The sequence below is a fragment of the Janthinobacterium sp. SUN100 genome (assembly GCF_030397705.1).
Lineage (GTDB): Bacteria > Pseudomonadota > Gammaproteobacteria > Burkholderiales > Burkholderiaceae_D > Janthinobacterium > Janthinobacterium kumbetense.
The window spans coordinates 213,050-226,268 of the sequence record NZ_JAPUBU010000003.1 but is presented as its reverse complement, the minus strand read 5'-3'; the positions used below and the strand labels follow the sequence as shown (position 1 = coordinate 226,268).

The following is a 13,219-nucleotide window of genomic DNA, read 5'->3' as shown; positions in this document are numbered from 1 at the left end:
CTCCGTGAGTGTGGCTACTTTTGGCAATTCACGCAGTAAAACGTGGAACGCTGTCCCTGCACGATTTGGCGGATCGGCGCGCCGCACACGCGGCATGGCTTGCCTGCGCGGTTGTACGTGAAGTACGTCTGCTGGAAGTAGCCGGACTGGCCGTTGACGCCGATGAAGTCGCGCAAGGTGCTGCCGCCCTGCACGATGGCTTCGGCCAGCACGTCGCGGATCGATTGCGCCAGTTTCTCATAGCGGGCCAGGCCGATGCGCCGGGCTGGCGTCTTCGGGTTGATCCCCGCGCGGAACAGGCTTTCGGAACAATAGATATTGCCCACGCCGACGACGATGTCGCCCGCCATCAGCACTTGCTTGATGTTGGTGCCCTTGTTGCGCGTTTTCTCGAACAGCAACTGGCCCGTGAAGCCGCCTTCCAGCGGTTCCGTGCCCAGGCCGCGCAGCAGCGCGTGGCTATCCAGCGGGCCGTCGGCCTCGTCATGCCACAGCACGGCGCCGAAGCGGCGCGGATCCGTCATGCGCAGCACCTGGCTGCCGCCGTCCGCGTCTTCCACGACGAGGTCGAAATGGTCGTGCTTTTGCGCCTCGGTCCCCGTGGGCAGCACGCGCAAATGGCCCGACATGCCCAGATGGATAATCAGGGTGCCGTGGCGGAAGTGGATCAGCAGGTATTTGCCGCGCCGTCCCGTCAGACCGATGGTTTGCCCCGACAATTGGTCGCCCAGGGCAGGGGGGAAGGGCCAGCGCAGGCCGTCGCGGCGCAGCACGACGGCACGCACGGCGCGCCCTTCGATGTGGGGCGCGACACCGCGCCGTGTGACTTCGACTTCTGGCAATTCTGGCATAGGGCTCGAATGGTGGAAAACCGGGTAAAAAACAGGCGGGTCGCCGGCCGATGGCTGGCCCGGGCACGTTACGCCGCCACGACGTATATATTTCGTTACATACGTGAAGTACGCGATAGCCGCGTTGGGCGTAGAATCAAACTTTGCCGTTTAGCCAGGATCAGCCTTTGAAAAACGCTTTCGCCATTGTAACCTTGTCCGCCCTGATGGCCACGCATGCCATGGCACAGACGCCTGTTGCCCCCGTCGATGGGGCGGCCAGTCCCGCTGCGGCCGCTGCGCCGCCAGCGCCCGGTATCGAGTCCGGCGACGACGCCAAGGGCGAGAAGCTGCCCAAGGTCGAGTTGAGCAGCGATTTGCTGTACAAGCTGACCAAGGCTGAAATGGAATTCAAGAGCGGCCAGTGGCAAGGGCCGTACGTGACGATGATGGTGGCGGCGCAGCAGACGCGCGATCCGCGCCTGGCGCGCCGCGCCTCCGAAATGGCGCTGGCTGCCAAGCAGGGCGGCGAAGCGCTGGCGGCCATCCGCCTGTGGCGCGAGTTGGCGCCCGAATCGGATGAGGCGACCCAGTTCTTCCTCGGCTTCGTCGTCTTGACGGACAAGATCGAAGAAGCGGAACCGATTTTTGCCGAGCGCCTGGCCAATGCGCCGCCGGGCGCGCGCGGCGTGGCCCTGTTCCAGATGCAGCAGATCCTGTCGCGTTCGAATGACAAGCTGTATGCCTATTCGATGGTGACGCGCCTGGTGCAGCCCTACCTGGACATGTTCGAAGCCCACCTGGTGCTGGCGCAGGGCGCCTTGTCGCTCGGCGAGCGTGAACGCGCCATCGGCGAAGCGAACAAGGCGTTGGCGATCAAGCCGAACTCCGAGCTGGCCGCGCTGACCCTGGCGCAGGTGACGGGCGAGCCCGAGGCGGCGGGCAAGGTGCTGGCTGCCTTCCTGCAAAAGAATCCGGACGCCGTCGAAGTGCGCGGCGCGTATGCGCGCCTGCTGGTTGAGCAAAAACAGCTGGAGCCGGCACGCGACCAATTCCTGCTGCTGCTGAAAAGCCAGCCCGACAACCTGGGCGGCCTGTATGCGCTCGGCATCGTGGCGTTGCAGCTGGAAGACACCAAGGGCGCGGAGCAATACTTCAAGCGCTTCCTGGCCGTGCTCGACAAATCCCCTGGCGACGCGCGCGATCCGTTCAAGGCCCTGATGATACTGTCGCAGATCGCCGAAACGCGCGGCGACACGGCCGGCGCCATCGCCTGGCTGGACAAGATCGACAACAGCGCGTCCGCCGGTTATGTCGAGGCGCGTTTGCGCCGCGCCCAGCTGATCGCCCGTGGCGGCAATCTCGATGCGGCGCGCAAGGCGCTGACGGAAATCGAAACGGACGATCCGGCAAGCCAGGCGCAGGTGCTGCTGGTCGACGCGCAATTCCTGCGCGATGCCGGCTACGTGCAAAGCGCCTATACGGTGCTGGAAAATGCCTTGCTGCGCTTCCCCGATAATCCGGAATTGCTGTACGACTACGCCTTGCTGGCCGAGCGCCTGGATAAACTCGAACTGATGGAAGCGAGCCTGCGCCGCGTGATGGCGCTGGCGCCCGACAATCAGCACGCGTATAACGCCCTCGGTTACTCGCTGGCCGAACGGGGCATCCGCCTGCCGGAAGCCCATGCACTGATCGAAAAAGCCTTGCAGATGGCGCCGGGCGACCCGTTCATCATGGATAGCATGGGCTGGGTACAGTTCCGCATGGGTAACCTGGCTGCCGCGGAAAACGCGCTGCGCCGCGCCTATGCCGTGCGCAGCGACCCGGAAATCGCCGTCCACCTGGGCGAAGTGCTGTGGCAGAAGGGCGACAAGGCCGAAGCGCAAAAGCTGTGGCGCGAGGCGCAAGGCAAGGATCCGAAAAACGATGCGCTGAAAAGCACCCTGGCGCGCTTGAATGTCAGTTTGTGATTGAACCGATTAACTCAACTATGAGAAACCAGCGCCATGGCGCTGGTTTTTCCTTGTGCCCATGTCCAAACCCATGTCCAAACATTTCCTGCCCCTGACGGTCCTGTGCCTGGCCCTCTCGGCCTGCTCGACCCTGACTTCTCCCTTTTCATCCGGCGCCGCGCCATCGGGCGAAGCCGTCGCGCCCTACCGGGAACAGGTGGAGCTGACGGGCCGTTTGAACGTCGTGTACCAGAAGGATGACAAGCCTGAATCGGCCACCGTCAATTTCAACTGGCTGCAGACGGCCGCGCGCACGGATGTGACCCTGTATACGCCCGTCGGCAGCACCTTGGCGACGATCGCCGTCACGCCGCAGCAGGCCGTGTTGACGCAAAGCGGCAAGGCGCCGCGCAGCGCGCCCGATGTCGATACCCTGAGCGCGCAGATGCTGGGCTGGTCCCTGCCCGTGTCGGGCTTGCGCGACTGGCTGCAAGGCTATGCCGTGGGGGCCGATGGCAAGCGCTTCGTCGCGTCACCGGCCAATGACAGCGTGACAACCAAAGACGGCTGGCGCTTGCGCTATGTGTCGTGGCAAGATGCTGCTGAGAATACACCGGGCGCCTTGCCCCAACCGCGGCGTATCGATGCCGAACGCACCACCAGCGCGCAGGCCGATGCCGTCTCGCTGCGTATCGTGCTCGATGCCGCCCCATCCACACCTGCACCATGACATTGACGACCCTGAATCATTGCCCGGCTCCCGCCAAGCTGAACTTATTTCTGCACGTTAACGGTCGCCGCGCCGATGGCTACCATCTGCTGCAGACGGTATTCCAGTTGCTCGACCATGGCGACACCTTGCACTTCGCGCTGCGCGACGATACGCTGATCCGCCGCGTGACGGCGCTGGCCGGCGTGCCGGAAGAGCAGGACCTGATCGTCCGTGCCGCGAAACTGCTGCAGGCGGAAGTGCTGCGCCGCACGGGCGCCTTGCCGCGCGGCGTCGATATCGCCATCGACAAGGTGCTGCCCATGGGCGGCGGCCTGGGGGGCGGTTCGTCCGACGCGGCCACGGCCCTGATGGCCTTGAACCGCCTGTGGCAAGCGGGGTTGAGCCGCGAGGAATTGATGGCGCTGGGCTTGCCGCTGGGGGCAGATATCCCGTTTTTCATCTTTGGCGAAAACGCCTTTGCCGAAGGCGTGGGCGAGGCCCTGCAGCCCGTCGCCACGCCCGAATGCTGGTATGTGGTGATCGAGCCGGGCGTGCAAGTACCTACCGCCGCAATTTTTTGCGCGGAAGGCTTGACGAGAAATACCGAACCCGTCACAATAGCGGACTTTTCCAGGCACCTCGCAGAAGGAAACGATGCGGGCGGGTTTGGTAAGAATGATTTACAGCAAGTGGCATGCAGTCTTTTCAAGCCGGTAGCAGATGCGGTAGAATGGCTGGGTGCTTACGGTGAGGCCAGGATGACTGGTTCCGGTGCTTGTGTGTTTAGTGCGTTTGGCAGTCAGGAAGAAGCGGATGCGGTGCTCAGCAATGTGCCACCAGTCTGGATCGCCTGGAAGGCAAAAGCGCTGAATCGCCACCCGATGCTCACGGTGTTGTAAAGAGCAAAAAAAGATTTTGCTTAGCGTCAAATAGTCGGTATAATACTGGCCAACATGACGGCAAGCAGTCAGTAACGTAGGGGAATCGCCAAGCTGGTTAAGGCACTGGATTTTGATTCCAGCATGCGAAGGTTCGAATCCTTCTTCCCCTGCCACCATTTCACCGTAGTCTGTCGATGCGAAGTTGGCGTCCAGTACGGGAAAAAGCAGATATGTCGCCACGCGGCATATTCTAAACAATGACTGACCGGGCCTATGCCCGGTTAGTGCTTTTCAAGACTTCTATATCACCTCTTGGGACTCCCATGGCTTACGAAAACCTGATGGTTTTTACCGGCAACGCGAATCCAGCGTTGGCAGAGGGGGTCGCAAAAAACCTCGGCATCCCTCTCGGTAAAGCAAACGTTTCGAAATTCTCCGACGGCGAAGTAATGGTCGAGATTAACGAAAACGTACGCGGCAAGGATGTTTTTGTTTTGCAATCCACCTGTGCTCCAACCAACGACAGCCTGATGGAAATCATGCTGATGGTTGATGCCTTGAAACGTGCTTCCGCTGGCCGCATCACCGCCGCGATTCCTTACTTCGGCTACGCCCGCCAAGACCGTCGTCCACGCTCCGCGCGTGTGGCAATTTCGGCCAAGGTGGTGGCGAACATGCTGGAAGAAGCCGGTGTCGAGCGCGTCCTGATCATGGACTTGCACGCTGACCAGATTCAAGGTTTCTTCGATATCCCAGTCGACAATATCTACGCTTCGCCAATTTTGCTGGGCGACCTGCAAAAGAAAAACTACCAGGATCTGCTGGTGGTGTCGCCGGACGTCGGCGGTGTGGTACGTGCGCGCGCTCTGGCAAAACGCCTGGGCTGCGACCTGGCCATCATCGACAAGCGTCGTCCAAAAGCGAACGTGTCCGAAGTGATGAACATCATCGGTGAAGTCGAAGGCCGCAACTGCGTGATCATGGATGACATGGTCGACACGGCAGGCACCCTGACGAAGGCTGCCGAAGTGCTCAAAGAGCGCGGCGCGAAAAAAGTCGTGGCGTATTGCACGCACGCGGTGCTGTCGGGCCCGGCGATTGACCGTATTTCGGCCTCGCCACTCGATGAACTGGTCGTGACCGATACGATCCCCCTGTCCGAAGCGGCCCTGGCCTGCGGCAAGATCCGTCAATTGACGTGCGCGCCGCTGCTGGCCGAGACGTTCAAGCGCATCATCAAGGGCGATTCGGTTATTTCCCTCTTTATCGATTAATTCGACAAGAGCAGCAACAGACGTCACCTGCGGCGCGACCGGCTTTTTGCCTGTTGCGCCGTAGTATTTTAGTTTTCGGGGCGCGTATGCGCCCATTTTCGAAGATTCCTGGTCGCGGGAATCTTCATAACACAAGGCGCAAGCCTTGTTCTTCTTGGAGTTTCACATGAAAGTTATCGCATTTAAACGCGAATTGCAAGGTTCCGGAGCGAGCCGCCGCCTGCGCATTTCCGGCCAAACCCCTGGTATCGTCTACGGTGGCGCTGAAGCCCCAGTGCTGATCTCGCTGGATCACAACGCCCTGTACCACGCGCTGAAAAAAGAAGTGTTCCACTCGTCGATCCTGGACCTGGAAATCGACGGCGTTTCCCAGCAAGTTCTGTTGCGCGACTTCCAAGTCCACGCATACAAACAACTGGTTCTGCACGCTGACTTCCAACGCGTTGACGCTAAGCAAGCTATCCACGTGAAAGTTGCTCTGCACTTCACGAACGCTGACGTTTCCCCAGCAGTCAAACTGCACGGCGCGACCATCAGCCACGTAGCCAACGAAATCGAAGTTTCGTGCCTGCCAGGCCAACTGCCAGAATTCATCAACGTTGACCTGTCGAACATCGACGTCGGTCACTCGCTGCACGTTGGCGACCTGGTCCTGCCAGCTGGCGTGACCGCTGTCACCCACGGCGCCAACCTGACCATCGCTACCGCTTCGGTACCGGCTGGCCACGTTGCTGCTGAAGCCGCAGCTGCTGAAGTTGTTGCTGACAAGAAGTAATTTTGCCGCCGCAGCAATGCGGTAGTCGCAAGGAAAAACCCGTCCGGTTCGCTCCGGACGGGTTTTTTTCTGCCTGTTTTCACCGATAATACGTTTTTTGCACTGCAGACACAGCCATGCCCATACGCCTGATCGTCGGCCTCGGCAACCCGGGACCCGAATACGAACAAACCCGTCACAATGCCGGCTTCTGGCTGGTGGACAACCTCGCCAACAGCTTGCCCGGCACGCGCTTGCAGCGCGATTCGCGCTACAACGCCATGCTGGCCAAGACCTCCATCGGCGGCAACGAAGTCTGGCTGCTCGAACCGCTGACCTTCATGAACCGCTCGGGCCAGTCCGTGGGCGCGCTGGCGCGTTTCTTCAAGATCGCCGCCGATGAAGTGCTGGTCGTGCACGACGAACTCGATCTGATGCCCGGCATCGCGCGCCTGAAGAAGGGCGGCTCGGCCGGCGGCCACAATGGCTTGAAGGACATCACGGCCGCGCTGGGCACGCAGGATTACTGGCGCTTGCGCCTGGGCATCGGCCATCCGCGCACCCTGAGCCTGCAGCAGCAGGTGGCTGACTTCGTGCTGCACCGCCCGCGCCGCGAAGACCAGGAGCTGATCGAGCAAGCGATAGAAAAATCCTTGCAAGTCATGCCGCAGATCGTCGAAGGCAAGTTCGAGGCGGCGACCATGAAGCTGCATACGGTCTGAGAACAGGGCCTGATGGCGTCACGATACGACTGTTTTGGCGTCATTTGCCCATCATCGGACTGTTGAAGCGCGCGGGACACGGGTACAATTGACCCCTTGAAATGCAGCACACGCACTATCCCCGGAAAAGGGTGAACAATCGCCCCGTTTTCCCTAACAGCACGGCAAGCACGCCGATAGACGGCGCCATGTGCTTTGATTATTAAAGGTTTTCCCATGAGTCTCCAATGCGGTATCGTCGGCTTGCCGAACGTCGGCAAGTCCACCCTGTTCAATGCACTGACGAAAGCCGGCATTCCGGCTGAAAACTATCCGTTCTGCACCATCGAGCCGAACGTCGGCGTCGTCGAAGTGCCGGATCCACGCATGGATGCGCTGGCCGCCATCGTCAAGCCGGAACGCATGGTCAACGCCATCGTGGAATTCGTCGACATCGCCGGCCTGGTGGCGGGTGCATCGAAGGGCGAGGGCCTGGGCAACCAGTTCCTGTCGCACATCCGTGAAACGGATGCCATCGTCAACGTCGTGCGCTGCTTCGAAGATGACAACGTCATCCACGTGGCAGGCAAGATCAACCCGCTCGACGATATCGAAGTTATCCAGACCGAACTGGCGCTGGCCGACATGGGCACCGTGGAAAAAGCCATCCACCGCGAAAACAAGAAAGCCCGCTCGGGCGACAAGGATGCGGCCAAGCTGCTGGCCATCATGGAACGCATGATGCCGTACCTGAACGACGCGAAACCCGTGCGCGCGATGGGCCTGGACGCCGACGAAATGGAACTGATCAAGCCGCTGTGCCTGATCACGGCCAAGCCGGCCATGTTCGTGGCCAACGTGTCCGATTCGGGCTTCACGAATAACCCGCTGCTGGACCAGCTGACAGCCTATGCGCAATCGCAAAACGCTCCCATCGTCGCCATCTGCGCGGCGCTGGAAGCGGAAATCGCCGACCTGGACGACGCCGACAAGGGCGCTTTCCTGGCCGACATGGGCATGGAAGAGCCAGGCCTGGACCGTCTGATCCGCGCCGGCTACAAGCTGCTGGGCCTGCAAACCTACTTCACGGCAGGCGTGAAGGAAGTGCGCGCCTGGACCATCCCTGTCGGCGCCACGGCACCGCAGGCGGCCGGCGTGATCCACACCGACTTCGAACGCGGCTTCATCCGCGCGCAAACCATCGCCTATGACGACTTCATCGCCTACAAGGGCGAAGCGGGCGCCAAGGAAGCGGGCAAGATGCGCGCCGAAGGCAAGGAATACGTCGTCAAGGATGGCGACGTGCTGAACTTCCTGTTCAACGTCTAAGGACAGATGCTTGCTGGCGAGCGCCAGCAACATACTGCATTCGTCCATCGCGAAATGCCGCTCAATGTATTTGAGCGGCATTTTTTGTTTGTCTATTTGAAAAGGCCTGCCATGCAGCCGGAGAAACAACCGCTCGTTTCCATTGTCATGGCCACGTATAACCGGAGCAATATCCTCGGGTACGCTATTCAGTCGGCACTCGCCAGCACCGTGCAGGATTGGGAACTGATTATTGTCGGCGATTGCTGCACCGACGATACCGCCGAGGTGGTCGCCGCGTTCGGCGACGCGCGTATCCGCTTTGTGAATCTGGAAACCAATTACGGCGAGCAGACGGGACCCAACAATCTCGGCGTCAGCCTGGCACGCGGCACCTATCTGGCATTCCTGAACCACGACGACCTGTGGTTGCCCGATCATTTGCAAAGCAGTATTGAAGTCCTCGAGCGTACCGCGGCCGACCTGGTCTTTGGCCTGGGACTGGTGGTTTTGCCGGTCGGGTATCACATGGTGGGGGCGCTGGCAGACGGCGTGCAACCGTACCGTCCGTGGATGGATGTGCCCGCTACCCTGTGGGTCATGCGGCGTGAGCTGGCCCTGCAGATCGGCCCATGGCAGCCCTCATGGGAAGTGCGCTGCTGGCCGTCGCAAGCCTGGCTGCACCGCGTATATCGCGCGGGGCGGCCGATGCTGGCCCATCCTCGCATCGGCGCCATCCTGATCCAGTCTGGTACCCGCAGCAATGCCTACCTGGACCGGCAACACGCCGAGCATGCGTTCTGGTGGACGCACATGCAAGATCCGTTGAATATTCTGCAGGCAGTCACCACGCTGTATGGCAAGGTGGGGCGTGAGCGTCTTATCGCACCGCTACAGTCCGCGATAACGGCCATGAAAGCATTGTCACGCCGTCTTTGCTATATGTTGGGGCTGTGGCCGCCGCATCCCGGCTTCTGGCTCAAATATTGGCGCAAAGGCACATTTTTACGTGAATTACGCCGCCGCCGGGGATTGAAGGACATGTCGCGGCGATAGATAATACGGTTGCAATATATAAGAGCATTTTTATAAAATTCTAGGGGTAGATCTGGTGGTTGAGAAAGATAACTGGTTGTTGGTTGGCGCGAAGCAGGATGGTGTCAGTATTACCAAGGAATGGAAGCCGACAACGCCTTCCTTGATCGATGGCGTGATCTTTCAGGAAATCAAGCCTGTCTTGACGGCGTACGGTAGCCTGACTGAAATTTTTCGCACCGAATGGGTGCCTGATGCAACAGCGCAGATTGGCCAGATATTCGCCTCGACCCTGGAGCCGGGCGGACTGAGCGCCTGGCATGCGCATGCCATCACGACGGACCGCCTGTTCGTGGCGGCAGGCCAGATGCGCGTGGTGCTGTACGACGCGCGCGAGGATTCGCCCACCTTTGGCATGCTCAACGAATTCAAGCTGGGCACCAGGCGTCCCGGCCTGCTCGTCGTGCCGCCGCGCGTCTGGCATGGCGTGCAAAATTACTGCAGCACTCTTGCCATCCTCGTCAATGCGGTGGACCATGCGTATCGCTATGATGCGCCGGACCACTGGCGCGTGCCGGCCGATTCGGACACGGTGCCCTATCGCTTCTCCAACGATAGGCATGGCTGAGATGCCCGGCCCGGCTGAACGATGCGCCTGAACCGTCTCGCGGGTTTTTCAGCCGGCCCCATCTTGTCGCTGCTGTGCAGCCTGGCCATCGTGCCTGCCGTGGCCTGGCTGTTTCCGCCTGCCGACATCGGCAAGCTGGATTTCTTCATGACCGCATGCACGGTGGCCGGTTTGCTGCTGTCGCTGGGGCTGGATAAGGCTTTCCTGCATGAATACCATTACAGCATCGCGCGTAGCGGCTTGCTGAAAGCGTGCCTGCTGCCGGCCGTGCTGCTCGCGCCCGTGGCGCTGGCCGTGATACTCGTGTTTGCCGCGCCCGTAGCGCAACTGTTATTTGATGTGGCGCAACCTGCACTGGCTGTCCTGTTCGCTGCCGGCATGCTGAGCGCCCTGGCCAATCGCCTGATCGCGCAGCTGTTCCGCATGCAGGAGCGCGCCTGGGTATTCAGCCTGGCGCAGGTCTTGCCGAAAATATCGCTGCTGTTGCTGCTGCCTGTCCTGTGGTGGGATCCGCAGCGCAATTTCGTGCACCTGGCAAGCCTGGTCGTGGCCACCACCTGGCTGGTCACGCTATGGCTGTTGTGGCATGCGCGCGTATCGCTGGCGCAAGCCTGGAACACCGCCGTGGACCGGGTGCTGCTGCGGCGTTTGTTTTCCGAGGCGGCGCCCCTGCTGGTGAGCGGGATCTTTTATATGTTCATGTTGTCGGCCGGCATGGGCTTGCTGCGTTTCTTTGCCGGCTTTGACGAGCTCGGCATTTATGCGCTGGCCACGCGCGTGGCCGCCGGCGCCTGGCTGGTGCAATCGATTTTTACGATTGTCTGGATACCGCAAGTGCACAAATGGGCCGCGGCCGGCGGCGGCCTGTCGAATATTGCGGCCATTTGCCGCCATGCGCAGGCCATCGTGGTGGTGGGCTTTTGCCTGGCGGGCGCCCTGGCCTGGCTGATCGGCTGGGTCTTGCCTTCCAACTATCATGGCGTCGCGTACCTGGCGGTGGCTACCGTCGGCCAGCCGCTGTTGTATGCCCTGGCGGAAGTGACCGGCGTCGGCATCAATCTGGCCCGCCGTCCGGCATTTTCCATCGCCGCCTTTGCGGCCGGCTTGCTGGGCACCTTGCTGGCGGGCGCCGTGCTGGTGCCGGGCCATGGCGCCACGGGCGCCGCCGTGTCTCAACTGCTGGGCTTCCTCGTGTATTTTGTCGTCAAGACGGAGCTGGGCATGCGCGTCTGGCGTCCGCTGCCGCGCCGTTCGCTGTACCTGAGCACCGTCCTGCTGTCGCTGCTGGCAGCGGGCCACGCGTTTTTTGCCCAGCGCCTGGGGGGGCTTGCTCCGCTGGCGTGGGGCGTGCTGCTCGCTGCCGCATTGCACGTCTACCGGCCTTCGTTGTGGGCCGCTTTCAGGCTGTTCAGGCCCGTCCGGCAGCAGGGCTGAGGGCGTTTGCTGCTCGTTGCCGTATTGCGTTTTCCTCGTCACTCCGCGTACAATGAGAATAATTCTCATTTATAATCCGATGCGCCTGTTCTTGCCGGCCGTTGGCGACAGGAAGGGTATCGTGAGCACCGCCGAGTTAGCGCTTCAGCAGCAAGTCAGCAGTCTGTACACCGACCACCATCACTGGCTGCGCGGCTTGCTGCGCCGTAAACTCGGCAATGCCTTCGATGCGGCCGACCTGGCGCACGATGTGTACCTGCACCTGATGAAGACGGGGCGCATGCCGCCGGCCGGGGAGTCGCGCCGTCACCTGACGCAGATCGCCAACGGCATGGTCATCGACCTGTACCGCCGCCGCCAGATCGAGGCCGCCTACCTGGAAGTGCTGGCCTTGGTGCCCGAGGCGCTGGCGCCGTCCGAGGAAGAGCGCGCGCTGGTGATCGAGGCGCTGACGGAAATCGATGCGGTGCTGCACCAACTGCCCGCCAAGGCGCGCAAGGCCCTGTTGCTGTGCAAACTCGATGGCCTCAGCTATCGCGACATCGCCGCCGAATTGCAGGTGTCCGTCTCGTCCGTCGAAAAATACATCGCCGCCGGTTTGCTGGCCTGCTACCAGGCCATGCACGCGCCGGACGCCTGAGCCATGGAGGTGGTGATTGCGCCCGCCGTCGTGCAGCAGGCTGCCCAGTGGATGGCGCGCCTGTGGTCCGATGACGCCAGCGACGAAGACCGGGCGGCCTGTGCCCGCTGGTGCGCGGCCCATCCGCACCACGCCATCGCCTGGCAGCGTTTGCAAGCGTTCGAGGGCAAGCTGCACAGCGTGCCGCGCGATGCGGCCCGGCAAGCGCTGCGCGAACCGGCGCCGGCCGCCTACCTGAATCGCCGCCGTGCCCTGAAGCTGCTGGCCGTGCTGCTGCCCGTGGGCGGCATGGCGTACATGCTGCGCGGCACGGAGGCCTGGCAAGTGGCCACGGCCGGCTACGGCACGGCCACGGGCGAGATCCGCGAGATTATCTTGCCTGACGGTACGCGCGTGATGCTCGCTTCCGCTTCCGCCATCGACGTGCGTTTCGACGCCAGCGAGCGCTTGCTGATCCTGCGCAGCGGCGAAATCCTCGTTACCACGGCGCACGACCCGGACCCGGCACAGCGGCCGTTCCGCGTGCAGGGCCGCCACGGCACGGTGCAGGCGCTGGGCACGCGTTTTACCTTGCGACAAGACGAACACACGTCGCGCGTGGCCGTCTTCGAGGGCGCCGTCGAAATACGCCTCGCGCATGCGCCCGGCCACGCCGTGGGCATCGCCACGGGCTACAGCGCCATCTTCTCGGCCGACATCGTGCAATCGGCCGCCCCCGTGCCGGCCAGCGCGGCGGCCTGGACGAAGGGCGTGCTGGTGGCCGACAACATGCGCCTGGACGAGCTGCTGGCGGAACTGGCCCGCTATCGCCCCGGCCTGCTGCGCTGCGACCCGGCCGTGGCCAGCCTGAGCGTCAACGGCGTGTTTTCCCTGCGCGACACGGATCGCGCGCTGCATAACCTGGCGCTGGCCTTGCCCGTACAAATCCTCGCGCGCACGCGCTACTGGGTGACGGTGCAAGCCATACCCCAGGCCGCTGCCTGACAATTTTTCGGGCCCGATTGAGGGTTTTGCATTCTCGTTCGGGATATAGGGTGAGAGCCACCCTTATTCATTGACCTTATGCA

At 61.9% G+C, this 13,219-nt stretch carries 13 protein-coding genes and 1 tRNA gene; 13 read left to right on the top strand and 1 reads right to left on the bottom strand.

All coding sequences use genetic code 11. The annotated features are described in order from the left end of the window. Positions 1-14: 14 nt before the first annotated feature. Positions 15-851, bottom strand: a complete 837-nt coding sequence (gene mutM / locus O0881_RS17515; RefSeq protein WP_289912375.1) for a bifunctional DNA-formamidopyrimidine glycosylase/DNA-(apurinic or apyrimidinic site) lyase — start codon at positions 849-851, stop codon at positions 15-17. A gap of 167 nt (positions 852-1,018) precedes the next feature. Here mutM and O0881_RS17510 point away from each other — a divergent pair, with 167 nt between their 5' ends. The 13 genes from O0881_RS17510 to O0881_RS17450 all read left to right on the top strand — a co-directional run bounded on the left by O0881_RS17510 (position 1,019) and on the right by O0881_RS17450 (position 13,136). Next, positions 1,019-2,803 carry a tetratricopeptide repeat protein gene (locus tag O0881_RS17510; RefSeq protein ID WP_289912374.1) on the top strand — a complete coding sequence of 595 codons (1,785 nt, stop codon included), beginning with the start codon at positions 1,019-1,021 and terminating at the stop codon, positions 2,801-2,803. A gap of 73 nt (positions 2,804-2,876) precedes the next feature. Next, entirely contained in the window at positions 2,877-3,515 is a 639-nt protein-coding gene (locus tag O0881_RS17505) for an outer membrane lipoprotein LolB (RefSeq protein ID WP_289899511.1), read from the top strand. After that, positions 3,512-4,396: a 4-(cytidine 5'-diphospho)-2-C-methyl-D-erythritol kinase gene (ispE, locus tag O0881_RS17500; protein WP_289912373.1), complete on the top strand. Its 885-nt coding sequence runs from the start codon at positions 3,512-3,514 to the stop codon at positions 4,394-4,396. The genes O0881_RS17505 and ispE overlap by 4 nt, the downstream gene beginning before the upstream one ends. Before the next feature lie 78 nt (positions 4,397-4,474). After that, positions 4,475-4,551, top strand: a tRNA-Gln gene (locus tag O0881_RS17495). Between the two features lie 150 nt (positions 4,552-4,701). Next, positions 4,702-5,652: a ribose-phosphate pyrophosphokinase gene (locus O0881_RS17490; RefSeq protein ID WP_034753270.1), complete on the top strand. Its 951-nt coding sequence runs from the start codon at positions 4,702-4,704 to the stop codon at positions 5,650-5,652. A gap of 166 nt (positions 5,653-5,818) precedes the next feature. Continuing rightward, positions 5,819-6,427: a 50S ribosomal protein L25/general stress protein Ctc gene (locus tag O0881_RS17485; protein WP_077408940.1), complete on the top strand. Its 609-nt coding sequence runs from the start codon at positions 5,819-5,821 to the stop codon at positions 6,425-6,427. 116 nt (positions 6,428-6,543) lie between these two features. Continuing rightward, positions 6,544-7,128, top strand: coding sequence for an aminoacyl-tRNA hydrolase (gene pth, locus O0881_RS17480; protein WP_289912372.1), 585 nt, complete (start codon positions 6,544-6,546; stop codon positions 7,126-7,128). A 216-nt stretch (positions 7,129-7,344) separates the two neighbouring features. Next, positions 7,345-8,436 (top strand): redox-regulated ATPase YchF, encoded by a 1,092-nt coding sequence (gene ychF, locus O0881_RS17475; protein ID WP_086145737.1) that lies wholly within the window; start codon positions 7,345-7,347, stop codon positions 8,434-8,436. A gap of 6 nt (positions 8,437-8,442) precedes the next feature. Next, on the top strand, positions 8,443-9,471 hold the full coding sequence (locus O0881_RS17470) for a glycosyltransferase family A protein (RefSeq protein WP_289912371.1): 1,029 nt from the start codon (positions 8,443-8,445) through the stop codon (positions 9,469-9,471). A 55-nt stretch (positions 9,472-9,526) separates the two neighbouring features. Continuing rightward, positions 9,527-10,078 carry a dTDP-4-dehydrorhamnose 3,5-epimerase family protein gene (locus O0881_RS17465; protein WP_289912370.1) on the top strand — a complete coding sequence of 184 codons (552 nt, stop codon included), beginning with the start codon at positions 9,527-9,529 and terminating at the stop codon, positions 10,076-10,078. Between the two features lie 21 nt (positions 10,079-10,099). Further along, positions 10,100-11,512, top strand: coding sequence for an oligosaccharide flippase family protein (locus O0881_RS17460; RefSeq protein WP_289912369.1), 1,413 nt, complete (start codon positions 10,100-10,102; stop codon positions 11,510-11,512). A gap of 121 nt (positions 11,513-11,633) precedes the next feature. Beyond that, complete coding sequence (locus O0881_RS17455) at positions 11,634-12,152, top strand: sigma-70 family RNA polymerase sigma factor (protein WP_251349364.1); 519 nt, start codon at positions 11,634-11,636, stop codon at positions 12,150-12,152. A 3-nt stretch (positions 12,153-12,155) separates the two neighbouring features. Continuing rightward, on the top strand, positions 12,156-13,136 hold the full coding sequence (locus O0881_RS17450) for a FecR domain-containing protein (RefSeq protein ID WP_289912368.1): 981 nt from the start codon (positions 12,156-12,158) through the stop codon (positions 13,134-13,136). Positions 13,137-13,219 lie beyond the last annotated feature (83 nt).